The 24,880-nt window shown below is 44.9% G+C and carries 31 protein-coding genes and 1 tRNA gene; 19 read left to right on the forward strand and 13 right to left on the reverse strand.

The window, feature by feature from the left end; all coding sequences use genetic code 11:
• Positions 1 to 112: 112 nt before the first annotated feature.
• From B9G69_RS13310 to B9G69_RS13330, 5 genes are all read right to left on the reverse strand, one after another.
• Entirely contained in the window at positions 113 to 580 is a 468-nt protein-coding gene (locus B9G69_RS13310) for a copper chaperone PCu(A)C (RefSeq protein ID WP_088614523.1), read from the reverse strand.
• A complete protein-coding gene (locus tag B9G69_RS13315; RefSeq protein WP_088617083.1) occupies positions 577 to 1,176 on the reverse strand; it encodes an SCO family protein in 600 nt (199 codons plus the stop codon). Before B9G69_RS13315 ends, B9G69_RS13310 begins: the two co-directional genes overlap by 4 nt.
• A 94-nt stretch (positions 1,177 to 1,270) precedes the next feature.
• Positions 1,271 to 2,467 carry a hypothetical protein gene (locus B9G69_RS13320; RefSeq protein ID WP_088614524.1) on the reverse strand — a complete coding sequence of 399 codons (1,197 nt, stop codon included), beginning with the start codon at positions 2,465 to 2,467 and terminating at the stop codon, positions 1,271 to 1,273.
• Between the two features lie 86 nt (positions 2,468 to 2,553).
• Entirely contained in the window at positions 2,554 to 3,576 is a 1,023-nt protein-coding gene (locus B9G69_RS13325; RefSeq protein ID WP_265437781.1) for a gamma-glutamyl-gamma-aminobutyrate hydrolase family protein, read from the reverse strand.
• 173 nt (positions 3,577 to 3,749) lie between these two features.
• Positions 3,750 to 3,932, reverse strand: a complete 183-nt coding sequence (locus tag B9G69_RS13330) for a hypothetical protein (protein ID WP_088614526.1) — start codon at positions 3,930 to 3,932, stop codon at positions 3,750 to 3,752.
• Between the two features lie 171 nt (positions 3,933 to 4,103).
• Between B9G69_RS13330 and B9G69_RS13335 the strand changes: the two genes are divergently transcribed.
• The 6 genes from B9G69_RS13335 (at position 4,104) to B9G69_RS13360 (ending at position 7,418) form a co-directional block, all read left to right on the forward strand.
• Complete coding sequence (locus B9G69_RS13335) at positions 4,104 to 4,472, forward strand: putative quinol monooxygenase (RefSeq protein ID WP_088617084.1); 369 nt, start codon at positions 4,104 to 4,106, stop codon at positions 4,470 to 4,472.
• A gap of 120 nt (positions 4,473 to 4,592) precedes the next feature.
• The gene (locus tag B9G69_RS13340; protein ID WP_088614527.1) at positions 4,593 to 5,426 is read left to right on the forward strand and encodes a DUF6279 family lipoprotein; all 834 of its coding nucleotides are present in this window, start codon (positions 4,593 to 4,595) and stop codon (positions 5,424 to 5,426) included.
• A 66-nt stretch (positions 5,427 to 5,492) separates the two neighbouring features.
• The gene (locus tag B9G69_RS13345; RefSeq protein ID WP_088614528.1) at positions 5,493 to 5,801 is read left to right on the forward strand and encodes a hypothetical protein; all 309 of its coding nucleotides are present in this window, start codon (positions 5,493 to 5,495) and stop codon (positions 5,799 to 5,801) included.
• 245 nt (positions 5,802 to 6,046) lie between these two features.
• Positions 6,047 to 6,122: transfer RNA gene (locus B9G69_RS13350), tRNA-Gly, on the forward strand.
• Between the two features lie 100 nt (positions 6,123 to 6,222).
• Positions 6,223 to 6,702: a GNAT family N-acetyltransferase gene (locus tag B9G69_RS13355; RefSeq protein ID WP_088614529.1), complete on the forward strand. Its 480-nt coding sequence runs from the start codon at positions 6,223 to 6,225 to the stop codon at positions 6,700 to 6,702.
• Between the two features lie 44 nt (positions 6,703 to 6,746).
• Positions 6,747 to 7,418, forward strand: coding sequence for an SOS response-associated peptidase (locus B9G69_RS13360; protein ID WP_265437782.1), 672 nt, complete (start codon positions 6,747 to 6,749; stop codon positions 7,416 to 7,418).
• On the opposite strand, the gene B9G69_RS13365 is transcribed toward B9G69_RS13360, so the two are convergent.
• The 5 genes from B9G69_RS13365 to pgaB all read right to left on the reverse strand — a co-directional run bounded on the left by B9G69_RS13365 (position 7,419) and on the right by pgaB (position 13,701).
• Positions 7,419 to 8,111 carry an endonuclease/exonuclease/phosphatase family protein gene (locus B9G69_RS13365; RefSeq protein WP_176400909.1) on the reverse strand — a complete coding sequence of 231 codons (693 nt, stop codon included), beginning with the start codon at positions 8,109 to 8,111 and terminating at the stop codon, positions 7,419 to 7,421.
• Positions 8,108 to 10,243, reverse strand: a complete 2,136-nt coding sequence (locus B9G69_RS13370; protein ID WP_088614532.1) for a VTT domain-containing protein — start codon at positions 10,241 to 10,243, stop codon at positions 8,108 to 8,110. Before B9G69_RS13370 ends, B9G69_RS13365 begins: the two co-directional genes overlap by 4 nt.
• Positions 10,244 to 10,431: 188 nt before the next feature.
• Positions 10,432 to 10,878, reverse strand: coding sequence for a hypothetical protein (locus B9G69_RS13375; protein ID WP_088614533.1), 447 nt, complete (start codon positions 10,876 to 10,878; stop codon positions 10,432 to 10,434).
• Positions 10,862 to 12,094 (reverse strand): poly-beta-1,6-N-acetyl-D-glucosamine synthase, encoded by a 1,233-nt coding sequence (gene pgaC, locus B9G69_RS13380; RefSeq protein ID WP_088614534.1) that lies wholly within the window; start codon positions 12,092 to 12,094, stop codon positions 10,862 to 10,864. Before pgaC ends, B9G69_RS13375 begins: the two co-directional genes overlap by 17 nt.
• Positions 12,091 to 13,701, reverse strand: a complete 1,611-nt coding sequence (gene pgaB / locus B9G69_RS13385; protein WP_265437783.1) for a poly-beta-1,6-N-acetyl-D-glucosamine N-deacetylase PgaB — start codon at positions 13,699 to 13,701, stop codon at positions 12,091 to 12,093. The genes pgaC and pgaB overlap by 4 nt, the downstream gene beginning before the upstream one ends.
• Positions 13,702 to 14,064: 363 nt before the next feature.
• Between pgaB and B9G69_RS13390 the strand changes: the two genes are divergently transcribed.
• The 6 genes from B9G69_RS13390 (at position 14,065) to B9G69_RS13415 (ending at position 17,470) form a co-directional block, all read left to right on the forward strand.
• On the forward strand, positions 14,065 to 14,682 hold the full coding sequence (locus B9G69_RS13390; protein ID WP_088614536.1) for a phospholipid scramblase-related protein: 618 nt from the start codon (positions 14,065 to 14,067) through the stop codon (positions 14,680 to 14,682).
• A gap of 211 nt (positions 14,683 to 14,893) precedes the next feature.
• Positions 14,894 to 15,364 carry a hypothetical protein gene (locus B9G69_RS13395; RefSeq protein ID WP_088614537.1) on the forward strand — a complete coding sequence of 157 codons (471 nt, stop codon included), beginning with the start codon at positions 14,894 to 14,896 and terminating at the stop codon, positions 15,362 to 15,364.
• A gap of 112 nt (positions 15,365 to 15,476) precedes the next feature.
• Positions 15,477 to 16,265, forward strand: coding sequence for a hypothetical protein (locus B9G69_RS13400; RefSeq protein WP_088614538.1), 789 nt, complete (start codon positions 15,477 to 15,479; stop codon positions 16,263 to 16,265).
• A complete protein-coding gene (locus B9G69_RS13405; RefSeq protein ID WP_254916766.1) occupies positions 16,265 to 16,393 on the forward strand; it encodes a hypothetical protein in 129 nt (42 codons plus the stop codon). The genes B9G69_RS13400 and B9G69_RS13405 overlap by 1 nt, the downstream gene beginning before the upstream one ends.
• A gap of 171 nt (positions 16,394 to 16,564) precedes the next feature.
• Positions 16,565 to 16,897, forward strand: a complete 333-nt coding sequence (locus B9G69_RS13410; RefSeq protein WP_088614539.1) for a BON domain-containing protein — start codon at positions 16,565 to 16,567, stop codon at positions 16,895 to 16,897.
• A gap of 9 nt (positions 16,898 to 16,906) precedes the next feature.
• A complete protein-coding gene (locus B9G69_RS13415; protein ID WP_088614540.1) occupies positions 16,907 to 17,470 on the forward strand; it encodes a DUF3341 domain-containing protein in 564 nt (187 codons plus the stop codon).
• A 43-nt stretch (positions 17,471 to 17,513) separates the two neighbouring features.
• On the opposite strand, the gene B9G69_RS13420 is transcribed toward B9G69_RS13415, so the two are convergent.
• The gene (locus tag B9G69_RS13420; protein WP_217897663.1) at positions 17,514 to 18,953 is read right to left on the reverse strand and encodes an anion permease; all 1,440 of its coding nucleotides are present in this window, start codon (positions 18,951 to 18,953) and stop codon (positions 17,514 to 17,516) included.
• 123 nt (positions 18,954 to 19,076) lie between these two features.
• Here B9G69_RS13420 and B9G69_RS13425 point away from each other — a divergent pair, with 123 nt between their 5' ends.
• Both B9G69_RS13425 and B9G69_RS13430 read left to right on the forward strand, forming a co-directional pair.
• On the forward strand, positions 19,077 to 19,400 hold the full coding sequence (locus B9G69_RS13425) for a terminase small subunit (protein WP_254916767.1): 324 nt from the start codon (positions 19,077 to 19,079) through the stop codon (positions 19,398 to 19,400).
• The gene (locus tag B9G69_RS13430; RefSeq protein WP_088614541.1) at positions 19,401 to 20,363 is read left to right on the forward strand and encodes a hypothetical protein; all 963 of its coding nucleotides are present in this window, start codon (positions 19,401 to 19,403) and stop codon (positions 20,361 to 20,363) included.
• 8 nt (positions 20,364 to 20,371) lie between these two features.
• Here the strand turns inward: B9G69_RS13430 and B9G69_RS13435 are convergent, their stop codons facing one another.
• Together B9G69_RS13435 and pgsA are read right to left on the reverse strand one after the other, a co-directional pair.
• Entirely contained in the window at positions 20,372 to 20,530 is a 159-nt protein-coding gene (locus B9G69_RS13435) for a hypothetical protein (RefSeq protein WP_176400910.1), read from the reverse strand.
• Between the two features lie 6 nt (positions 20,531 to 20,536).
• The gene (gene pgsA, locus B9G69_RS13440) at positions 20,537 to 21,100 is read right to left on the reverse strand and encodes a CDP-diacylglycerol--glycerol-3-phosphate 3-phosphatidyltransferase (RefSeq protein WP_088614542.1); all 564 of its coding nucleotides are present in this window, start codon (positions 21,098 to 21,100) and stop codon (positions 20,537 to 20,539) included.
• A gap of 81 nt (positions 21,101 to 21,181) precedes the next feature.
• Here pgsA and B9G69_RS13445 point away from each other — a divergent pair, with 81 nt between their 5' ends.
• From B9G69_RS13445 to B9G69_RS13465, 5 genes are all read left to right on the forward strand, one after another.
• Positions 21,182 to 21,592, forward strand: coding sequence for an acyl-CoA thioesterase (locus B9G69_RS13445; RefSeq protein WP_088614543.1), 411 nt, complete (start codon positions 21,182 to 21,184; stop codon positions 21,590 to 21,592).
• Positions 21,571 to 22,539, forward strand: a complete 969-nt coding sequence (gene glpX / locus B9G69_RS13450; protein WP_088614544.1) for a class II fructose-bisphosphatase — start codon at positions 21,571 to 21,573, stop codon at positions 22,537 to 22,539. The genes B9G69_RS13445 and glpX overlap by 22 nt, the downstream gene beginning before the upstream one ends.
• A 3-nt stretch (positions 22,540 to 22,542) precedes the next feature.
• Complete coding sequence (locus tag B9G69_RS13455) at positions 22,543 to 22,839, forward strand: hypothetical protein (protein ID WP_088614545.1); 297 nt, start codon at positions 22,543 to 22,545, stop codon at positions 22,837 to 22,839.
• Between the two features lie 146 nt (positions 22,840 to 22,985).
• Positions 22,986 to 23,342: a hypothetical protein gene (locus B9G69_RS13460; protein ID WP_088614546.1), complete on the forward strand. Its 357-nt coding sequence runs from the start codon at positions 22,986 to 22,988 to the stop codon at positions 23,340 to 23,342.
• A 154-nt stretch (positions 23,343 to 23,496) separates the two neighbouring features.
• On the forward strand, positions 23,497 to 24,864 hold the full coding sequence (locus tag B9G69_RS13465; protein ID WP_088614547.1) for a sensor histidine kinase: 1,368 nt from the start codon (positions 23,497 to 23,499) through the stop codon (positions 24,862 to 24,864).
• Positions 24,865 to 24,880 lie beyond the last annotated feature (16 nt).

Here is a 24,880-nt window from a genome sequence, read left to right on the forward strand (position 1 = left end):
CCAGAGGAGAAAGCTTACTTTGTCCCCACCGTTTTTTTCTCTCTATTAAAAAGAAAAGGCAGATGTTTAGTCTGCCTTTTCTGGTTTTGGACTAACAAAGAAAGTCATCTACTTAGTGGTGGTGATGTTCTTCTTTTTGTTCTTCTTTTTTACTTTCTTTGTTCAAGCGGGAAACTACCGGGAAGTTTACGATTTGCTCTTTGTCGTTAACGAGAAGTTTGATGGCCACCGTTTGCTTTTCTTCAACGGGTTTCGTCGCATCGAAAAGCATGATGTGGTTGCCGCCTGGTTTTAATTCAAATATTTTGCCAGCTGCAACCTTGATAGTTTCCATTTTGGACATCGTCATACGACCGTTCTTTTCAGAAGACTCGTGAAGTTCCACGGCTTTGAAGGGAGCTGCATCAACGACTTTAATCGTCACTTCTGACTTTGTGGTGTTTTTAATTGTACCAAAACCAGCCGTCGTGTTTGTGCCTTTTAGCGGAACAAAAACGTGTGGATTGGAAATTTCGATATCCGCTGCCATGGCTGCAGAGGAAACCAAGATCATTACTGCTGAAAGAATCATAGACTTCATAGGTTCTCCTTAATTTTTTGGACAATAGAGTCGGCGGAACGGGGATTAGGCAAAGTATCTAAAACAATACCGTCCTTATCCAAGAAATAAATACGATCTGTGTGAGAAATCGAATATCCTAAGTAGGACTTGGGATCTTTCTCTTCAATATAGCTTGCTGCGAATAGTTTTACCGCGGTGTCGATGTTTTCTTTAGTTCCGCTGAGTCCAATGAAAGTAGGATCAAAGTTTTTCGCGTACGTCGCCACACTGGCCGGAGTATCATGCTCCACATCTACGCTCATGAAAATCAGACGCACGTTCTTTTTTTGATCCTCATTTAAAGAAGCGAATGCTTGGCTGGTGTAAGATAAAGCCATCGGGCAGACATCAGGGCATTTCGCATACCCGAAGTACAACAGATTCAATTTTTTAGAATCATCTGAAAATTTCCAGGATGAGCCATTGTAATTTGCCGTGAAATCTCCACCCAGATCGGGTTGGCGATTTTGATACCACTTTAATGTAAAAACCAACGTGATCGCTAATACAGCGGATACGATAGACGCGATGATGATTTGTTTTTTGATAACTCCCCCAACTCCTTGCTCCGGCACAGCCGGAAACAAGCAGATACTAAGGACTTAACTCATAGCATCTGGGGAGTCACGAGCCAACGCAACAAAGTGCTGCTATGGCTGTTAGATGACGTTATTGAACGTTGCTAAAGGCTTCCAAGTAGCGGGCAGGAAGCCGACGAGACAGCTCGGGTGTCGTTTGAATATCTTTGCGAACTGCTTTCCTAAATTCCGCAAAGATACTGGGCATCGCATTTAAAGCGCGCCCTAAATCATAGCGCACCACGTGAGTCGCTTTGATCAAGGGTTGTTCGCGGAAGAATGAATTTACGAAATCCATTTTACTCATGTGCTGATAATCTGCCGAAAACTTTTCGTAAAAAGGAATATCTTTACTAAACGGAACCATCCATGTCGCGGAAAAAACACCTTTCGGTTCCTGTCCATAGAAAGCTGCCACTAAAACTTCTTTCACAGATTCTCTAACGGCGTGTTCAGGATGAAGACGAACCGGATCTAAGGGATTTTCATCGATTTGTAAATGGCCATCACCGCGCGTTTCCCATTGATCTCCATAAGAATTTGCCACAGGGAAAGCTTCCTCGACACCCGTGCGTAGATTTTTACTTTCGTTGTCATGCAAAAGCATAGTGATCAGATCGCCGCGGTTCTTTTTTAAAAAACCTTCGAGATTGGCTTTAGCCCATTCCACGACTTGCACGCGAGGCACACGTACGTGACCCGAGGCAAATGCATCTGTTAAATAATGATCCGCAAAAGCATTTGCAATCAATGCTTGCTGCAATAAAAGCATGCTTTTAGCTGGATTCGAGTCCTTCAGCTCATAAGACTGCAAGGCCTTGTCGATGGCTTCTTGGTGATAGCGAACATAATCTTTCATGTTATACCAACCAAAGTGATTATAGTTCTTAGTTACGACACCCAAATATTTTGGCATGGAAAACAAGGTCGCAACGCCGTTACATGTTTTTGGTTTGTCGCCATGGATCTCATCGTGAGTGCACTTGATCACATGCTTGATGCCTTTGCGTTTATCAGCGTACATTTCACCAGGGTTATTGTAAAAGTCAGCCGACATCAAAATTTCGCCGTAACGGAAGAAAATCTTTTTATCTGCACGAGGAATTTCGGTAACAGGGCAGTCTGCTTTACTGATGCCAAGCTCGCGGCACGCCGCAAAGGCACCGCTTTCACCTAAAGAAAGATGTTCGCTGCCAGCCCATTTGATTTCTAAGGTTTGTGCATGTGCAACATTGGTTGCCACGGAAGATGTGAACGCAAACGCTGTCATCCAAAAGCCGATTTTCATAACGTCCTACCTTTTGAAAGATGTAGGTAAGAGATCGGCAGATTAGAGGATCAGTTGAAATTTTGACGAGAAAATTGGACTTAAAGCTAAAAGACCTTAGAACAGCTGCTAGGGGCGACTTTCGCCTTTTGTTGCACAATTCTCCAGAGGATCTTATTTCCTAAATCGTTATCCATAAGTTCTGGATGGAACTGAAGTAGGATGCCTCGACCATTTTTGAATTCAGTGGCTTCAGTGACTCCATCAGCTGCCGTGGCAGCGAGTTCCAAAGGACCACCTGCTTTGAATTTCACGGCTTGATGGTGCAAAGAGTTCACCGTTAACGTCGATGAGCCTTCGGATAACAGAGAAGCTAATATTCCGTGGGTTGTTTTTTTAACTTTGATGTCGTGCCAATCATCTGCATGCGGCAGTTCAGGGCCGACTTGCACAGGTACGTCTTGTAAAAGTGTGTATCCTAAGGCGACGGAGGCGATCTGCGAGCCACGGCAAACTCCCATAAAAAAGCCTTTTTCGCTTGCAACATAATTCTTGATCAGCGCAATTTCAAATTGGTCGCGAGTCGGAACGGTGTTGCGAGCGTGCAGATTTTCTTTTTTGTAAAAGGCAGGGTCGACATCGTCACCACCCATGGCCACCATCATCGAAAAATTTATCGAAATTTTATCGAACAAACTGCGCGTTTCTGCCAGAGTGAGACCCAAGTTTGCATTGATCGGCAGAATGTAGCTAACCTGTCCTGCTTGGGCAAAAATCCGCTTAAAACTATTTACGCGTTGTGAATTCATTCCATAGTCTTTCGGAAGATTGGCTATCAACAGCGTTCGATTGTCTCGGTCTGCATCCAGCGGAGTCAGGTTTTCAATCCGCATATCAGGACGTTTCCCTTGAAACAGTTCCATCAGATCAGGATGTTTTTCTAAATTTGAAAGATACCGTTCCGCGGCCGCTTCCGGTTTTTCTCCTGCTTTCACAGGAAGAATAAATGGCGCCGCCATTTGCCCTGATGGAAGCCACTGATAAAGGGTTACTTCAGCGGCCGCGTGTGCCACGGTAGTCAGAATCATGGTTGAAAGTAAAATAGTAAAGATCAGGCGTAACTTACCCATATCAGGGGGGAGTTCAAAATGAGTACCAACTCGAGACATCCTAAATTCAATGGATTGGAAATGAAGGCGGACCCAGTGTCTCAATATGAGACGGTGCGGAGTTTTGTCGACCGTTGTAAATAAAAAAACCGGGTGCAAACCCCGGTTTATGTGAATCAAGTTTTCTGAACATCTTAATAGTAAGACATTCTTGAAGCATCCTTTTGCACGAAAGGATAGTGCCATGGCATAGGCTTCGAAGTTTCTTCCGTATAGTTAGAGGGAGAACGAGGTTCTTCTTTAACTGGGGAATAAGCACAAGCTCCCATACCTAACATTGCTACTACAAGTGTCATCTTTGCTGTGAATTTTAACATTCTGTTCTCCTTGTTGAAGCTCTCGCAATAAGAGCTGACCCCTTTATCGGAGTTTTTCAGGACTTAAGAAGGGTGAAGCTGAAAAAAGGTGATTTTCTTCTGATTAGAAACACATTCGTTTCACTTGGAGACACCTCCCAGAGAAAGTATCGTGAATCTATCGGAGGTCGCATGACGACGCTGGGCTTGTACATTCATTTGGAAGCAAAACCGGGCCGCGAGTTCGAGCTCGAAAACTTTTTAAGAGACGCCATGAAGATCGTCCGAGAAGAAGTCGGAACCACCGCGTGGTTTGCATGTCGTATCGGACCCTCAACATTTGCAATCTTTGATGCATTCCCGGACGAGTATGCGCGTCGAGCCCATCTGGAAGGTAAAGTGGCATCGAACCTTATTGCTCGTGCCTCAGATTTGTTAGCTCGCCCACCCATTGTGGAACGTTTGGATATTTTAGCAGATAAATTGCCGGGTTCCGTGTCAGCGAAAGCAGATGCTTCGGACATTGATCGTCCTGCGGCAGATTATCGCAGTCATATCTAAGACAAAGTCGAGTTGAAATATGAATATGCAACACTTTACCTAGAGCGAAGGTCGGGAAGCAGCACTCTGTTTCCCGCTCCCAGGAAGGCTTTGATAGCCTTTTTAGAAGGAAGAGGTTGCATGAAAAATATCTTACTGGTTTTGTCGTTGGGTGTTTTGTTCCTGTCTGGTTGCAGTCGTTTGGATATTGCTTATCGTTGGGCAGATACTTACATTGCTTCCAAAGTCGACGACTACTTTGATATCTCTTCCGATCAAAGCAAGGCTTTAAAAAAAGACATTAAAAAAGACCTGGGCGTCATGAAGACCACGTTGCTTCCGCAATGGACGGATCGCCTGCAAAAAATCCAAAACGATGTCGAAGCAGGAACGTTGAACGATAGTAAGGTCGCCTTTTACTTTAGCCAGTTCTTCAAAGACATCGAACAGATCAACTCCCATTTCGCAACCACGGCTGTTGAATTTATTAGCACCACACAACCCACGCAGATTGAATATTTTAAAAAGTCTTTCGCTAAGAAAAATCGGGAAGATATCGAAAAGGCTCAGAATATCGCTAAAGCGCAGAAGGAATATAGAGGTAAGTACGAAGACATCTTTGAGATGTTTGTAGGATCGCTCACTAAGGATCAGGAAAAGATGATCGCAGAGAGCGTTAAAAACTTTCCGTATCCCGCAGAACTGAAAGCAAGAAACAAGGCCTATATTTTTAATGAATTTATCTCTCATCAAAACTCCATGGAGGAGATGAAGAAGTTCGTTCGCGATTATACTTTGCAAGCCGAAAAGTTCGATTTGCCAGAGTTCCGTGCCGCGAATCAGGCCTATCAAGAGAATTTGCAAAAGCTGATCACACAGGTGATGACTCAGCTCACTGAAAAACAGAAGGTCGCTCTTAAAAATAATATCCATGAAAAGACGGAGCAACTGCGCGCCATCTCAGCCATCATGTAAATAAACAGACTGCTTACCGTCTTATCTGTCGCTATCCTTGAAAGCGGCAATGGGATAGGAGGAGTCATGAATTACCACGCACTTATTGCAATCAGTTTATTCTCTTCGTTGGCATTTTCAGAGCCACCGCAAAAGGATACTCCACCGGCCCGCGCCGATGAATCTCCCGCGCGCACAGAAGCCCGCGATCGCGTCGCAAAAGATAAAGCAGATCTTAATCAGAAACTGAAAGAAAAAGCCCCGACGGCTGAAATCCATGGCGTAAAAACTCGCCTGCAACGAGATCGCACATTCGAGAATCGCGAAGACGTAAATCAAAAGATTAAGGAAGACCAAAAAGCAAAAGCCGACGCCAACACTCCCCAAAGCCACTGATGGAACAAGGGGAGTAGAACGCAGACTCTTTTACCGAGGTAAATTCGGAGTCTGAATTGTCGGGGGAGGCGGGGGAGATTTTTGAACGTCTTTTCCCCAAATGTAGCCCACAAAATAAGCAGAACACCCTATAAGGGCTAAAATCATCCATTTTTTCGCGCGGCTCATCAAAATTGCTTTCATTTTTTTAGTTTTAGCCGTTGACAATAGACAGTGGCAACTGTAATTTTGGTTTCTCTTTGAGCGCGGGAGTAGCTCAGTTGATAGAGCGATGCCTTGCCAAGGCATAGGTCGCGGGTTTGAGCCCCGTCTCCCGCTCCAATTTTTTTGGATAAAATATTAAACCCCGATAGCAGTATCGGGGTTTTTCTTTTTCAGCCCCTTCAACAATTAAGACACCGCATTCAGTGCGAGGCTAGCTATGAGTTTACAGATTCGAAAAGCAGATGTTGCTGATTGCGAACTTATTCTGGATTTTATCAAAGGTTTGGCTGACTACGAAAAGCTGTCCCACGAAGTAGTGGCGAACCCTGAATTACTTCGCGAAAATCTTTTTGGACCTGAACCCAAAGCAGAAGTTCTTATCGCCGAATGGGACCAGCAACCGGCGGGCTTCGCTTTATTTTTTCATAACTTCTCTACATTTTTAGGACGCCCGGGGATTTATCTGGAAGATCTCTTCGTAATACCTAAGTTTCGTGCCCACGGCATCGGCAAGGGTCTTTTAAAACGATTAGCACAGCTCGCAGTGGAGCGTAAATGCGGTCGCCTGGAATGGTCGGTCCTAGATTGGAATCAACCAGCCATCGATTTTTACGTCAATGTGGGGGCAGCTCCCATGGATGAGTGGACAGTATACCGTCTGACGGGTGATAAGCTTTCGGACTTTGCAAAGAGCTAAACTACAGGATTTCTTTTAAAAGAAGTTATGCGATAATAAGTGGCATGTGTGCAAGTTACGGAGCCGCTTCGGAATTCAATCTTCTAAAAAAAACCTATCGGGTTGAGTTTCCGCCTATCTTAGCAATGCCTCAGCAGATTATCTATCCGCACACTCCGGCCCCCGTGGTTATAGCCGCCGAGCAAAAACCCCAGGTTCAGCTGATGAATTACTCCCTGATCCCATCGTGGTCCAAGGTGCGAAAACCAAAATTCGCAACTTACAACGCGCGGATGGAGGAAGTCTTAAATAAGCCTTCCTGGAAAAAACCCTTTGAAACAAAACACTGCTTGGTGCCGATTCAGGAGTTTTACGAAGCTGTGTATCTAGGGCGTTTTGCTGGGCACAAGATAGCGATTTCGTCTTCGGATGATCAGCTGCTGACCGCTGCAGGTATTTGGGATTCTTGGCAGGATGACAAAACGGGTGAGGTGGTTGATTCCTTCGCGATTCTTACCACGGAACCCACGCCCGAGATTTTAGATGCGGGTCACGATCGTTGTCCGTTATTTTTGAAGGCGGAGTCTTTTGATACTTGGTTGACTGCCCAGATGTCAGGAACTCAGTGGTTGGAGTTTTTAAAAGTAAATCAATCTGACAGTGGATTTCAGTTTTCTGCGAAGGAACCGCTCAAATCTTACACCGGACAGATGTCATTATTTTCCGACGACGAATAATTAAATCATCTGAATTTCTGCCAACAAGGGATAGTGATCAGAAAAATATTTTGAATCACTTGTTTTTAAAACCATGGACTCCCTTACCAAAGAGGGGGGACGGCACCACATTCGATCCAATTTTAAAAATGGAGCCCGTGTCGGGAATGTGTTTCCCGAAGGCACCGCATGCAGGACATTGTTTAAGCGTTTCAAATTTGCAGAATAGCTTTGCCACTCGTTAATATCTCCGCCCACGATTAACGGGTGGGAGCTGTCGCCTGTGACGAAATCAAAAAGTTTTTTCATCTGCAGGTTGCGTTCCGCAATTTTGAGACCCTTATGCGTGTTGATCACATGTAAAAGCCCCTTGGGGGTTTCTAAAAAGGCTTCGACAATATTGCGAGGTTCTCGGTCTGGAGAGCTAATATCCATGATTTTATGACTGAACACCGGAAATCTGGATAAGATGGCGTTTCCGTACCATCCCTTTTCGCGTTCCATGGTGGGAGCAGCAACGAAATATTTAAAATGATCGGTCTTTAACTCTTGAATGTCCCTGATAGGGTCAGAACCCGTGCGTGTGTCCATCTCCTGAATCAAGGCGACGTCGATGTTATGATGTTTTAAGAACAAACCTATTCTTAAATAGTCCCGTCTGCCATCTATGCCTTTCGCGCCGTGAATATTATATGTCACGATTCTGATGGTCATACATGTTTCCTTTTTCGCCACCATCGAGCCACCCACCAGGAAGCAAAAACTAAAAGAATCCAAAGCCCGATACCCACAACTAAAATTGCAATGGTTTGAGGATCTGGATGCAAAAGAATCCGAGTCAGCGAATCCCCAACAATACCTTTTACAATAAAGGCGGGCAGAAAGCCGAACAAACTTCCTAGTAAAAAATCAGTAAAGCGAATGGAGGAAATTCCTGCTGCCACATTCACTATACTAAACGGTGCAATGGGAACAACCCTAAGAATAGTCATGCCGATCACACCTGAATTGCGAAATTGCATATCTATCTTTTGGGCTCTTTCTCCAAAAAAGGCAGAGGAACCTTTTTTACGTAACCATCGTCCCAATGAAAACATTAATGATCCACTGATCAAGGCTCCTGACAAGCCATAAAGGGGACCAAGAATCGATCCAAATACAGCCGCTGTTACTAACGACATCAAAGTCACTGGAAATAAAATAAATCCACCGACGATGTAACAAGACCACACGATAAAAACCGCCCAAGGTGAATTGCGGGCCGAGCTTAAAAACCTTTCAACGTTTTCGGCAGTGAACCAAGCGATGTGCGAATGGATGAACCAAATTAATAAGGCTCCACCAGCTAACATCAATAATCCGGCAAACAAAACCAGACGACTTGGATTTTTCAAACCCAGATTTTGTGAGGAAGACGCCGAAGGGTCGGCCACCATGGTCGCCATAGATTGAAAGGTCTTACTTGTGAACTTGGAATCATCAATATCGTAAAGGTGGTATTTATCTTCGTCCGTAGATTCTCTTAAAATTGATAAAGCCTGTGGGGAATTAAGAATATCCTCAAGCTTGTCTGCGTCGATACCGCAGTGTTCGCTCAGCAGGTCGTTTCGAGCCTGTCCAATTTGCATTTGTTCTTCTGAATTGCGGGCCTCAATAATAAAATCGCACTCTGTATCATAAGACATCGAACGATTTGAAATATTCGACGAGCCAATCACCATATAGTGATTATCAACGACCATAATCTTAGAGTGAATTCTTTTAAAAACAGTGGGACCTTGCTTGCTGCGAATACCAGAGCAAACAAATTGGATGCGGTTAGTATCAATGCCAGCCTCAGCGATATTTTTGAAATCAATGCGACTGGCCCACATGGATTCGGATTCGAACAAACCTTGAGGGTCATAGGAGCTGATAAGTAAAACCCGCAGAGTTGGTTTGCTTTTTAATTGCCGGTTCAAAGCATGGGCGATTTCGGGGGCTGTCAGATATTGATTTTCAATATAGATAAATCGTTCCGCCACCAAAATGAGATCGAGATACATTTTCTGAACTTCACGAACGGCCGAGCGATGTCGAGACATGGGAATCGTTCTGGCCAGTGCGGCGTTCATATTTTTGAAGTTGGCATTGATCTGATCGGGCCAGGATTTGGGATCAGACGCGGTGGTTTCACGGGGTTTCGCTGAGCCCCCCGTTGCCAGGGCCCAACGGCGTCGTACCAGTTCAGAAAAACACTGAACGATAGGCCCATCAGTCAATATCTGCACATCGTGATAAGGCCCATATTCGCCGTTTGTGTCCGTTCTTTCAGGTTCAATGATTTTATGATCTCGTTCATCCCACCGTTGGCGCGCAATATCCATCCCACCAGTGAAAGCGATTTCGTCATCAACTAAAATAACCTTCTGATGATGGCTACCCCATAAAGGGATTGTGCGATCCAAACAGAAATGCAAATTGGCGGGTGCTTGAATTTGCCAGGTAAATTCTGGATTCAAATCCCGTTCGCCCAAAAAAGCTATGGATGCATCCCATGGTAAAATATATATTTGCAGGTCGGGGCTTTCCGTCGCCTTGCGAATCAATAGATCGATCAAAACGGAAGGGTAGGGGCTTTGAGCTTCCTCTTCGCCGCGTAGCAGGCGCGTTCCACTATCCACCTCCCAGCCGATGATAAATATGGTGTGACGTGCTTTTATAAACGAAGAGTGAAGGGCCCGATAAAAGTCAGCGGAGTCTATGAGGAGTGCTGCCTGATTAAATCGAGCGACCTTCCAACAATTTCGATCTTGTTGAAAAACGGAGAGCTTATGTTCATGGAAAGGGTCTTGTTCCAGCATCATACTGATATTTTCGTATGATCTTGAAGGAGGCTCGAGATGTTTTGCAGCACAATGACTGCTTTTGTCAGTGTTTGTTAACGTGTCTCCCGGCAATTCAACGGAAATTGGTTAAGAACTTAAGGGCGTAAATAAAAAAAAGCCCCGATGTCATTATCGAGGCTTTTACGAGCTCTAGGATTTTTTGGGAGCTAGAACGCTTGTGGCAAAAGAGCCAAAGCGGGTTCATCAGATTTCTGCACAGCGATTGTCACGTGCATTGTTTGGTTTTCGGAGTGAAGAATGGATGCCACCTCTTCGCGAGCAACAACTTGGCAAGCAAGGCTGGTGCTTGAAAAGTGCAAGTCCACCACTTTACCCGTTTGCGCATAAGCGAGTTCTTCAGCAGACCACTGAACTGTGTGTTCGTTGGCTATTGTCTTTTTCGTCGTCTCGTTTTTTGCGAAACGTACAGCAATCAGCATTGAACCAAAGATCAACACCGCAAAAAGCGGAGCCAATGAAATCAAAGTTAAATGAGAAGAAATCTTTTCTGCAGCTTCAGCATTAAAGAAATAGTCGAAAACAGCAAGGCTGCTTCCCACGATGAAAACGATCCATAATGCTAGTGTACTAGTTGTTTCAATTATTTTTCGCATATGTAACCCCACCTCTGTCGGGACTGATCCAAGAACTAAATTGGCGTTTTGGTCCAAATAGAACTTTTGGAATCGCCACGAATAACACAAAACTATTAATCATCCAATAGGCAAACGGGTACCAAATGGCAACAAAGCCAAGACCCGAAGAGCGTTCATAGCGCCCGTGTAGGAATAAACCTACCAAGAACTGCGTGAAGCTCATGACTCCCGTCAAAAGAATCGCATAGTTCAAATTGATATCATGAAGGTTCGTCCCGAAAATCGCACAGCCGATCGTCACCGGCAATAGGAAGGCCCAGGATACCGAGAAAATGTATTCTAAAAGGATCAAACGAAGACCGACGTCACGGCCGTTCAAAACCGATTTGCCATGCTTAAGAACCACTTCAAATCCGCCTTGAGCCCAGCGAAGTCTTTGTTTCCAAAGACCTTTCAAAGTATCTGGCATCAAAACATCACATGTGGCTTTCGGTTCATATTTTAAAGCCCAACCTGATGTTTGCAGTTTCCAGCTGATACCAACGTCTTCGGTCACAGTGTCTGTATCCCAATAACCAATGCTTTCGATTGCAGACTTACGGAACATCACTAAAACACCGGACAACGCAAATAAGCGACCCAGAGTTTGGTGATAACGTTTAATCATTCCAACCAGGGCAGAGAATTCACCTACTTGCAGGCGGCCCACCAATGTTCCGCGATTTTTTACGCGCGGGTTACCAGTCACACCGGCAACATGGGGATCGGCGAAATGCTCCATCATGATTCTTGGGGCGTTGCCATCAAGTTCCGAGTCCGCGTCAATGCAGAGGATGAATTCATGACGGCTGGCCATTGCACCCAAAGTCAAAGCCGCCGCTTTACCGCGGTTTTGAACCAAATTGATCACACGCATATGAGGACGGGACATCGCGAGTTTTTCCAAAACCATTTGAGTTTTATCACGGCTGCCATCATTGATTGCGATGATTTCGCACTTGTTCGTCGGCAAGTGGTCCAAAGAGCGAATCGTTGCCTCTGCTGTTTTTTCCTCGTTATAGCAAGGAATCAAAATCGTGTAAGGTTGATCTGAAAATTCAGTCAGCTCAAGACGTTTGCGCTCGTGCTTAAAGTAGAACAAAAATGCTCCCATGATCCAGATCATTGGCAGCATAAATGGCACGACGATAAAAATGAATTTTAAAACCGCAGGTAGGTTCGAGATAATCATCATTTTGCCTCTCCCTTGTGTGGAGGGAATATAGGGCGAATCGTGAATAAGGATTTAAAGTCAGCGTCTGGCTGAAACCCTTTGAAATTCACGTCATAAAATAAATTTAAATAACCTTGGGCCAGCAAATGAGAAGCGTCCGACTTGTAGTCTTTCGGAAGAGCGATGATTTCCTTACTCAAAGAAATACTTTCCGGTTGAGTCGTTTTAGCTTTATCCAATTGCTTGGTATTCAAAATAACATAGTCAAAAAGGGTGCTATTGGTTGGTTGTTGACCAATCAGACCAAACTTCATCGCGGGACGAATCGAGCGAACCGTTGCCATCAAAGACTCAAAAGGAATTTCACTTAAGTTGTCTTTGGCAGAAACTTCAAAGAATAATCCATCGATATCTGTGAACTTGGCCAAGTCACGAAGTGCCGCTTTGGCCGTATCCGTGTTTTTTAGGAATGACTGTGGCAAACGGCCATAGGACCATGCCACGCGCGCACGGTTCTTAAGGGTGTGAGAAGCGCGATTTAAATAGTCTCCGCGCATCTTCATTTTATCTGTTACGAAATAGGCTTCCCCGGAATCGGATACGGCCTGTACCAGCACGGCACTTGGAGACAAATCCAAACCATGTTCTAAAAGATCTCCCAGGCCCTGTTCTGTTTCTGCTTCATTGTTTTTCCAGATGCTATCCAGATCCACGCGAACCATACGCACCGGGTTTTGATCGACAAAGGCTTTTTCCACGGCCGTTGCGAACTGGGGTATATCCATCGCGGCCATGACCAAGCCACGACCGATTTCAGAGATATCGCTGGCGTTATTAAAGCCCGGGCGCAAAGTCATTTGGATTTTCATACCAGCTTTTTCGGCAGCTTTTTTAGAGACGCCGTTCGTTTGACCATACGGCCACACGATCACTGTATTGTCTTTTCCTAAGTGCTTTTTTAATTGTTCGTTGCTTTTTCTAAGATCGAACTCCACTCGAGAAGACATTTCTTCTTCGGTTTGATAAGTCTTAGTGACTGGATCGTATTTGAAAAAGCCTGCAACTGCGGCCTGGTTCCCTTGTGGATTAAAGATGTGCCCTTGGTGTAAATCATGAGTATGAGAGACCACGTCGACAAGACCTGACTTCATCATCTCTTTCAAATGCTTCCACGAAGCCATTTTTGGATTGGAATCTTTAAATCCATAATCAGGAGCCGCGCCATCTTCAGTCCATTTTGTAACAACGGCAAAAACGGCAGGGAATTTATATTCTTTAAGTAGGGGATAAACGATTTCATAAAAAGAACCCAAGCCATCATCCACCGTGATAAGCACGGCCTTGGGAGGAAGGTTCTTTTTGCCTTGATTGGCATCGATAATGTCTTGAAGGCTGACGACATTATAGTGGGCTTTCAAGTAATCAAACTGATCGACAAGATCTTTTCTGCGGATGCTGAATTCATTGCCCACAAAGCCATTGCTGACATCATGGTAACAAAGAGCCACAAAAGAGTTCGCAGGCGCGCCTGTGATTTCTGGCGCAGTCAGATTTTGAGCATGGGAAGTTAGGCTGAAAGCCAAGAGTAAAACCAATTTAAGAATGTTCACGCCACCGACGGAATTCATTTTTTCTTCACCATTATGGGGAGTTAGCTATCCCCGAAAATTTCAGTGACAACTCTGTAATCCAGTTTAAAGGGAGCGTCAATAACAACCCTTTGCCGAAAATGCGCATGAAAAGAAACTCATAACAGGATAAAAATTCTTTAATCTGAAGGGTCTAAAAATCACCACCGTTGAGCTGCCGCCCGAGTTTAAGAAACCTTCAAATCAGGTCTTTAACGTGCTCCGGTAATATTTCCCTGTTCAAGAGGTGGTCGTTCCATCAAATACAGCCAAGTCGGAGGGGGAAGTCCGTTATGCGCCAGTTGCTCGTTGTCGCCAAAATAAGCTTCCGATAGTCTTAAACCTAATTTAAGGGGAGTTGTTATGTCCTTGTTTGAAGCTTTGAAAGATCAAAATCAGCTTTTCATCCGTCAGCGTAAGGAGTTGGCTGAGTTGATCGGCTTTGAAACTCGCAACAAATACGAAATCCGCAACCAAAAGGGCGAAGTGGTGGGGTTTTGCGCCGAACAACAAAAGGGGTTTTTAGGACTGTTAGTGCGGCAGTTCTTGGGGCATTGGAGAAGTTTTGAACTGCACTTTTTTAACAATGAACGCCAGCAAGTTTTTACGGTTAAACATCCCTTTCGGCTCTTCTTTCAGCGCTTAGAAGTCCATGCGAGCGGTGGTCAATATATAGGGGCGCTTCAGCAGCGATTCGGAATTGTGAAAAAGAAATTCGATATCGAGAACGCTCAGGGCCGAGTGATCATGAATATGCAGTCCGGTTTCCTGCAGTTTTGGACCTTCCCTATATTAAAGAACAACAGGGAGGCGGCCGTTATTAGAAAAAAGTGGTCAGGTCTTTTAAAAGAAGCTTTTTTGGATGCTGACAACTTCCAGTTAGAGTTCGGGCAGACGGAGTTGGATGAAAATGAAAAGAGTTTGATCCTGGCTTCTGCCATTTTTATTGATTTGCAGTATTTTGAACGAAAAGCAGATTGATTTTCCTTCGCGGTGCGCCTTAAAAACCGCTCCTAAAGCAGGACAAAGGAAACTTTGTCCTGACTAAACTTGGACAAAGTTGGGTCTGTCCAAAAATCACAAGAACCCCTTTGATTTAAAATTTACTTCTATCGCGAAAAGATGGAAACCCCATCTCGTCCGAACGATTTAAGTTTTAAAAACGAAAACAATTTTAACAAAGGGAATTATAATGAACAAATTCGTAGCAATGATCGCTCTTTTGGTTTCTTCTTCTGCATTCGCAGCTAACTACACTGCTGACACTTCTTGGGAAGTTCTTGAAAAAGACCCAACAATCAAAATCGAAGCTGGCACAGTATTCATGGGTTCTGCTATCGACTACACTTTCGTATGCGTAGACGGTGCTAACCTTCGCACTAAAAAACCAGTAGCTCAATACGATGTTATCACTATCGGTGACAACTACCGTAAAGAAGTTTACAAAGGTTCTAAATACTTGACTACTCCAATCAACTACACTCGCACTGCTTGGGAATGCGACTGGAACGTAAACGGTAAACACCGCACTTGCGCTGACAAAGTTGTTTCTGGAACTTACGCTCTAACTGTAGAAGCTAAAGTTTCTAAAGTTCTTACTACTAAAAACGGTTACGAAAAGTTCTTGTTCACAAAACAATTGAACGTTCCAAACTGCCAGTAATTATTACTTGCTAGTTAGGACTCCGGGGCTTGACACCAAGCCCCATTGTCTTTTGTCTCGTTGCATTGAACCCCTTCCTGAGATAGGTAAGCCCATCAATTGAAGGGGAGCAATGGAGATCTTAGAAACCACACTAGCAGCTGAAGTAAGCACTATTCAGGATCAAGTATCCTTGGATATCGAAGCTTACCTTTCGCGTTTTAAGGACCCTAAAAAGGGCCTTAACATGTTGGCTACTAAGTCTCAGATCCACGTAAAGACGTTGAATCGTTTGCGAGAGAAATCTCACAACCCGAATTACACAACGCTTTATAAGCTTTATTCCTGCCTATTAGACGCCAGAGATCTTAATCATCTTGTTGAAAAAGCACCAAAACTGGTTCGTGAAAAGCTGGAAAAAACGGATCCGCAGCTTAAATCTTCGCCTCTACATCGTTTTAGTTTCGACGTGGAAGCTGATTTACAAAAGGACCCGTGTTTCACAGAACTCTATGTCCTGGCTGAAACACGTCCCTTTGACCAAAGCTTCGTGCAACAGAGATTCGGTTCATACGGTCTCGGGGTGCTCGAACGCATGGTAGACCTTAAAGTTCTCCGACCCCTCGGGAATGGACTTTATGGTCAAGGTGAGGTGAGAGCACCATTTTCTTCGGCAACCATTAAAGCCGTCGGATTAAGACTCACAGAGCGATTTTTGAAGCCGGAAAATTCCGACGTTAACTTCGCAAACTTGATGAATGTTTACTTCGAATCAATCAGCGAGGAAACATATCGTGAGTGGATTTTGATTGAAGAGCGCGCCTTCAAAGAGCGTGTGAAGCTTTTGGAAAAACCGGAAGCTAAAGGAAATATTCCTGTATTTGCGTTTACAGCGATCGATACGCTGTTGGAGAAAGAATAATGAAATTATTTATCGCACTACTTATTGGTTCTATTTTAGTTATTGGCGCAGGCCAAAGTGCACATGCTGGTGGCGGATCGTCCGGTGGGTCTGGCAATCAACCTCCACACGGCAACAAAGACAGATAAATTCGTTCTCTGAAATTTTGACTCTCATCGTAAACCCAGGCTGTTTTAGTCTGGGTTTTTTATTTTCAAACACTGACTCTCGTCAAAAAGTCTTTTGATAATTAGCAGTTCCTCTTTGATCTGCGTGTTTTCAAAAAATCATTTCAACTATGCTGGCGGCGGGAGGTTGAAATGAAATCATTAGTTTCCGTTTTTGCTATACTGCTTTTGGTTGAATCTGGTTTCGCTGCAGAGGCGACGCAAAACAAAGCCAAAGTCGCAGACGATCAGGCAATGTCCGAACAGCACGAGACTGACATGACTCGTATGATTCGTCGTAAGATCATGGACGATAAATCCTTATCGATGAATGCTCACAACATCAAAATCATCACTGAAAACAACCAGGTTGTTTTGCGTGGTGTGGTTGAAAACGATTCCGAAAGATCCAAAGTCGAAAAGATTGCGAAATCCGTCGCAAAAAATACTTCAGTCATCAACAACACGACTATCGAAAAGAAATAGGAGGTTTCCATGGGTAAAAAAGGCGACAAAGTGGTATTCGGTATTTTTAAATCAAGAAGCGATCTTGAAAGCTGTGTAGAAAACTTAAAGATGGAAAGCTTCCGTAATGAAGACATCTCGGTCTTGATGCCTTCTAAAGGCGATACTCAAACATTTGCTCACCAAAAAGACACAAAAGCTCCAGAAGGCGCCACAGCTGGCGGTGGTGCTGGTGCATTGTTAGGTGGTGCCTTGGGTTGGCTTGTCGGCGCCGGTATGATTGCTACGATTCCTGCTTTGGGTCCGTTGGTAGCAGCCGGTCCTATCATGAGTGCGCTAGCGGGCGCTGGTGTTGGTGGTGCTGTCGGTGGTCTGGTGGGCGCGTTGGTTGGAATGGGCATTCCCGAGTACGAAGCCAAACGCTATGAAGCCATGGTCAAAGACGGCGGTATGCTGTTGTCTGTTCACGTGGATGACAGTGAGTGGAGTGATAAAGCGAAAGAAATTCTTCGCAGAAACGGTGCGATGGATATCTCATCCAGCTCCGAAGTCGGTCCTTCACGCACAGACATGGATCACGAAATCCGTCCTTAACTGACGATAGAAAAAAGCCCCGTCATAACTACGGGGCTTTTTTTTAATAGATTCCTAAGACTTTCCACCAAGCGGCCCCAAGTCCCATCCAGATGATGATATAAACGATCGAGAAAATAAATCCGATCTTCCACCAATCTTTTAAGTCGACGTAACCCACACCATATAAAATAGGGGCAGGGCCATGCGCATAGTGAGTTAGGACTCCTGAAAGTGATCCTGCAAAACCCAACATCAAAGCCGCAAGCTTGCCTTCTATGCCGACAGCAATCGCTACAGCAAGCATAGCTGAATACATCGCTGCCACGTGAGCCGTGGCACTTGCGAATAAATATCGAGTGTAGAAATAAACCAAGACAACAGCTGGGAAGGCCCAATACCACGGCAGCAACCCTAGTTCCGCTTTGACAAGGCCGCTGAACCAGCTGACAAAGCCCAATTGATTAAGCCCCTCGGCCATCATCACCAAGGCTGAAAACCAAACCATGGTGTCCCAGGCGCCTTTTTCGCCTTTAACATCTTCCCAAGTTAAAACTCCGCTTAACAGTAAGAACGAAAGACCAACCATCGCTCCAACAGTGGCATCGATTTTAAGCTGGGGTCCAAAGATCCACATCACTAAAAGCATGACGAAAGCTAGGACCATTAACCATTCGTTACGAGTCACAGCGCCTAAGTCGGCCAATTTCTTTTTCGTCTCTTGTTGAACTGATTTTGTATCCCTTAGTTCTGGAGGATAGATTTTAAACAAGAGCCACGGAGTTAGTGCGAGTGAAACAACCCCTGGAACTAGTGCCGCCATAGCCCAGCCGCCCCAAGAAATTTCCACTCCTAAGTCCTTTGCAAACTTTTGGCACATGGAGTTCGAAGCGGTGCCAGTGATAAACATCGCAGCGCCCAACAAATTCGCATAGTACGAATTCAATGTTAGGTAGGCGCCCATTCGGCGGTGAGTTTTTGGATCCGCAGGATCAGAACCAAAACCCATGGCGATGGATTTCATAATTGGCATCAAAATTCCCCCAGCGCGAGCGGTATTACTGGGCGTTGCGGGTGCGAGCACCAAATCAGAAAATGTCAGACCATAAGCAATACCCAGAGGAGTTCCACCAAGTTTTACGATAAACCAATAAGCGATACGACGGCCCAGGCCCGTTTTGATAAAACCCCGGGAAATAAAAAACGCAATGGTGATCATCCAAATCGTACCGTTTCCAAAACCACTCAAAGCAAGCTTCACGGATTGAGAAATGTCACCGGGAGCACGCAATTGCAATGCTGCCACCAAAGCCATGGAAATCATCGAAATACTTCCCATGGTCGCCGCTTTGATGACGATTCCAAAGATCGCAGAGATAAAGATCGCAAAAAGCTGCCAAGCGCCCTCTTTAAGGCCTTCAGGTGGGGGAGTGATCCAAATCAATCCGCCTAAAATTAAAACCGCCAGCCAGGCCTTGTAGTTCATTTCCTGATCTTTATTCATGGGAGTCCTTTCCGAAAATCAAGAATAGCGTAAAGGACATAATTCAGACTGTAAAGGAGCTTCAGTTTAACTCAGAAATCGTCTTCGTGCTAAATGTCAGATGTTTGCACTCTCAAAGTAAGTATGTACCATTTGCTTATGCGCATTCGACAAGTTGGATTTTCATCACGATTAAAAGCCCACCGAAAACTTCTTACGTTAGAGACTTTAAAGTTTATCGTAGAGTACCTTCGAGATGGAAATGCACGAATGGCAGCGTTTCGCTCCGGGGTGCCTGAAAACTATGCTTCAAGACAGGGAGCCTGGCTTAAAAAACATCCCATAGTGAAAGCTGCACTTGAAGCGGAAGTGGATGAAAGAGATGCTTTACGCCTGCAAAAAGCTCTCGCGGAAATTGATCGGCAGATGGATATTTGCAAAGATATTTTAGGACTACAGGATTTTTAAATGAACAAAATGTTATCAAAAGTTATTTTTGCTGTTGCGATTCTTATGCCTGTGTTTGCAAGTGCGCAGATGTTTTCTGGATTGTTGCCGCCCTCTAAGCAAAGAGCGGTGGTGAACTATTCAGGTTCGGTGCAGCCTGATGCTGATTTTCAAACCAATGAGAAAGACGCTAGCATCAACAAAGGCACAGTGACTGCAAACATCCCTTTTTATAAAACCGAAGAAGAGTCTTGGAGTGTGGCACTTTTAGGCCACTGGTTGGATATTTATCCTGATCAAACTGCGATGCCGGATCTTTATCAGTTCGATATTGGTTTTACTTACAGCAAGATGACTCAAAAGCCGAACAAGGCTTATTGGGCGGTGAACGCCAATTGGGGCTCGGCGAGTGATAAGCCCTTTAAAGACCCCACGGTCGATACCATAGGCGCGAACTATTTTTATATCGATCCCGTGGATGAAACAGCGAGCTGGATTTATCTAGTCAATTACTCGAACAATCGTCCCATCTTGAATGAAATACCGCTGCCGGGGTTTGCGTATATGTACACGCCTTCTAAATCGTTTCGCGGAACTTTTGGCGCCCCCTTCGCAATGATTTATTGGGAGTTCGTTGATAAGTGGTCTTTGAATCTCTTCACGCTGATTCCGTGGGTTATTAAGACTTCAGTGGATTATTCGATTGCGGGTCCGATGAAGGCTTCCCTGGGTCTGGATTTTTCGCAGTCCACTTATTACCTGTGGGGAAGAGCTAATCGGAAAGAGCGTTTGTTTTACGATGAAAAGCGTCTTTTCGTGGGATTTAAATCCCCGTTGTCAGCACAGTTTTTGGCCGAGATGGAAGCCGGTTACTCTTTTGATCGTCGTTATTTCCAAGACGAAAACTATGAGATCAACCCCAGCAATGCGCTTCGTTTAGGTTCAAGTCCTTACCTAAAATTAAACCTAACAGCGATATTTTAATGATATTTTTAGTGAAGAGCGTCTGAGATCAGACGAGATACTGAGGAGCCGGCAGAGGCAAAGAACACCGGCTTCTGCGTTTTTGCAGAAGCAATCTTCAAGTAGCTGCTCAACAGAAGAGCTAGGAAGATAAAGAACCAATTGCTTGGTGAAAGGTGTAAAAGCATAAATCCTTAAGAGCGCTTTTTGCTCTTCATGTATCCATAGTAGTATTCAATACCGCTAGTTATACTCAAAATGACGCTTACCCACAAGACTCCGTAGCCAACTTTGTCCAAATAGGGCACGTATTGGTCAATATTTCCAATAATTACAATGGGAATGGCCACCATTTGCATGGCGGTCTTCCACTTTCCAGCCGGCTTTGCGTCAATAATGATTTGATCAGCCGCAGCAACTGAGCGGATACCCCCGATAAAATTGTCGCGGGCCAGGATGATGATCACCATCCAAGCATCGATTTTACCCAAAGCAAGCAACATCGCCAGGATCGAGGTGACTAAAATTTTGTCAGCAATGGGGTCCATGAACTTCCCGAAATTGCTGACTGCACCATATTTGCGGGCGTAATAACCGTCGAAATAATCTGTAATGGAAGCGAGCATGAAAAGCACGGCAGCGACGATATTCCAAGACAACTTGTCGGGGTACATGGCTCCCACCACAAGGGGCACCATAAAGATGCGACTCATGGTGATTCTCATTGGAAGATTTTTTTGCCACTCGGTAACGGCCATGGGTTCTCCGTGCGCTCTGCGCTGCTTGCGCAAAAAAATAATGCGTAGACTTAAACTAACAATTTAGTCTAGAAATAATCAATGTTTATTCATCGTCATAAAGTGCAGTTTTACGAAACAGACCTCATGGGGATTGTCCATCACTCCAATTACTTGCGTTTCTTTGAGGAAGCGCGTGTGGCATGGGCTATTGACAAGGGATTGATTGATTACCAAAAACCGGAATCTGCTAGTTATTTTGCCGTTTATGAAACTCAGGTTAAGCATTTGAAGCCGACTTTCTTTGGCGATGATTTGGAAATTGAAGTGCAAGCAAGAGTCGAGCTGAGTCGCTTGATTTTTCAATACCGCATGCGTGGACGTGGGGGCTCGACTTGTTCTGTTGCTCAGACAGTTCACGTGGCCTTGGATAAAGATTTAAAATTGATGAGATTACCGGCCGGGATCAAGGCCGCAGTGGAGAAAGAATCATGGACAGAAACCTGGCTTTAGAATTTGTACGTGTGACCGAAGCAGCAGCCTTAGAATCCGCTCGTTGGATGGGAAGAGGCGATGAAAAAGCCGCTGATGCAGCTGCCGTGGATGCCATGAGAAAGGCTTTTGACGTTCTTCGTATGGACGGCACTGTGGTGATCGGCGAAGGGGAGCGCGATGAAGCTCCGATGCTTTATATCGGTGAAAAAGTCGGGACTAAAACGGACGATGCTCCAGCTTTGGATATCGCCTTGGATCCGTTAGAAGGCACCACGATTTGTGCGACGGGTGGGCCGGGTTCTATCTCCGTGATTGCAGTGGCTGAAAAGGGTAAGTTCTTGCATGCGCCGGATACTTACATGGATAAAATCGCCTGTGGTCCCGGTGCCAAGGGCAAAATCGATATCGATAAAACTCCGACCGAAAACGTCGAAGCTGTTGCTAAAGCACTGGGAAAAAAAGTCAGCGACATGACAGTCGTGATCTTGAATCGCCCTCGTCACAAAGAATTGATTGATGAAGTTCGTAAAACAGGTGCACGCATCCAGTTAATCGGTGACGGTGACGTTTCTGCAGCAGTTTCTGCAGCATGGCCTGACTCTGGTATCGATTTGCTGATCGGTATTGGTGGAGCTCCCGAAGGCGTTATTTCTGCTGCAGCGATGCAGTGCTTGGGTGGTGATTTCCAAGGTCGCTTAAAGTGGAGAAATGACGAAGAGAAAGCTCGTGCTTCTAAAATGGGTCTAAAGGATCTGGATAAGAAATTCACCTGTGACGAGCTCGCTAGTGGTTCTGTGATGTTTGTTGCAACGGGTATCACGGATGGATCCTTGTTAAAGGGTGTGCGCTTCCTTCCTGATGGAAAAGCCAAAAGTCACTCGATCGTCATGCGTTCTCAGACAGGCACAATCCGTACCATTGAATCCTTCCACGATTTCACTTGGAAGAAAAACAAGAAATCCTAATCCATGAGTGCACAACTTTTTTGTTTTAGTTGCAAAAAAGAGATGTCCTTTGCCGGGAATATCGGCCGACGTGAGGAGTGTCCTCATTGTCGGGCCGATGTGCATGTCTGTAAAAACTGCGATTTTTACGATCCAAAGGTTTATAACGAGTGCCGCGAAACACAAGCGGACGTCGTGCGCGAAAAAGATCGCGCAAACTTTTGCGATTATTTCACTCCCCGCAAAGGAGGCGCAGGCCCCGAGGACCAAGCCGCTAAATTAAAAGCTGCAGCTGAAGCCCTATTCAATTTCAAGAAATAATTCGCAGGACATTGGATCTGGTGACCGGACTAAGGGTTTTTAGATTTCTGAATCGAAATGGAAAAGGGGTCTTCGGTCTGTAGATAAATTGAAGATCGATGGTAGGATTGTACTTGTACCTGCGAGATTTCTTAAAGGAGGGCAAAATGCCTAACAGAGAGACACCTCAAAAACAGAATACAAGTGCGGTTAAACCGGATGTACCTCCCAAGTTTACCGAGGACACTCATAAAAAGTTTCAGCCGGGCAATCAAAATGAAAATGAAGAATACCTGACTGACGCAGCGGAAAACGAAGGGGAGCATGAACCTGGACAATCCGATGCTAAATGGGCCAGCGAAGCAGACGAGGCGTTAAGGCTCTCTGAATCCAGCCAAGCCAAATCCAAAGATCTTTGGGACGATGAAGAGCTGAACGAAGAGACGGATTTTGAGCGAACAGGCCGTGAAAGTTTAATCGATAATGATTCCAGCCAAAGACGCGGTAAAACTTCGACTCATTGAAAGATGAGATGAAATAGCACTGCAAATCTTTAGAGCTGAATGAAAGTGCGCGACTTAAAATGCCGCGCATTTTCTTTTTCTCGCGTGTGCGTACAAATGCAAATTACATAGCCCACACTATCTTTTGTTTCCTGCGTCTGTTAAGGTGGCCGAGATGAAAGTGCTAAGCCGGGCCGTACTGGACAATATTGAATTAGATTTTTGCCGCCGCAGTAAAGCGGCCGCAGTCGGCTTTATGGTTGTCTTTACGATTTTGTTGGTAAAACCCGTAGCTACAACTCCATCATATTATCTGTGGCACCAGTTAGCAGCTGGCTTAGCCTTTACTTGCAGCACCATCCGTCTTTTTCTGGGGCTTTATATCAGCCGCGAGGGTTTGAAAGCTCTTTATCGCTGGGCGCCTCTGCATTCGACTGTCATTGTTATCAGCTCTACTTGTTTGGGCGTTGTGTGTTCCATGGGGTTTTGGGATCCTCAAAATCCAGACTCGAAAATATTCGTTACATCATTTCTGGTTAGTGCGATCATGGCTGGTTCTGCCACGTCGCTCTCACTAGCTCCTCGAATTTCCGCTTACTTTTTGGTGACAGTCGGAGTAATGCCGGGTCTGTTTCTTGCCTTTTCCAATCACCACGGAGATTTGCCATACGGTGTGTGGACGATTTTCGTGTTTACGTTTGTGGTCTACGTTTACGGGAACTCCCGTGAATTTTATCAAAGCATGGTCACTCGCTATGAAACTGAAGAGGCTTTAAATATAGAAAAGCAAAATCTGACACTGGCGATTCAACAGCTTGAAAACACGCAAGATGAGTTATTAGATCAAAAATCACGTGCCGAATACTCTGCGAAGCTGGCCTCTTTAGGCGAGATGGCCGGAGGTATTGCTCACGAAATCAATACACCGCTGAATGTGATTTTACTCTCAGCAGAACAGCAGATGGATCTATTGCAGGATCAAGATCTTGATCGTCAAACAATGAAGGCTTCCATCGAAAAGGTTCAATCCACGACGAACCGTATTGCCACGATTGTACGTGGTTTACGTATTTTTGCGCGGGACGGAGCAAAGGATCCCATTGAGTCCATACCCGTGCAGACCTTGATCGATAATACTCTTTCGTTATGTTATGAAAAATTTAAACTGGCGAACGTAGATTTGCGTTTGCCTGCGCCGACAAATTTGATTCTGCGTTGTCGCCCGGTGCAGATATCTCAGGTGATGTTAAATCTTTTGAACAACTCTTTTGAGGCGATTCAAGATCTGCCAGAAAAGTGGATTGCTATTGATGTTAAAGAGTTGGCAGACCAAATTGAAATTCGTATCACCGACAGCGGCCACGGAATTGATGCCGATATCCAAGCTGAGATCTTTAGACCCTTCTATACGACGAAAGAAATCGGCAAGGGGACGGGCTTGGGGCTAAGTATTTCCAGAGGGTTGATTGAAGCTCATCATGGGCAGTTGTACGTGGATGTCGATCATCCCAATACAAGTTTCGTTATTCGTTTACCTAAATAGGCCGGCAGAACAAGCA

The organism is Bdellovibrio sp. SKB1291214 (assembly GCF_002209355.2).
GTDB lineage: Bacteria > Bdellovibrionota > Bdellovibrionia > Bdellovibrionales > Bdellovibrionaceae > Bdellovibrio.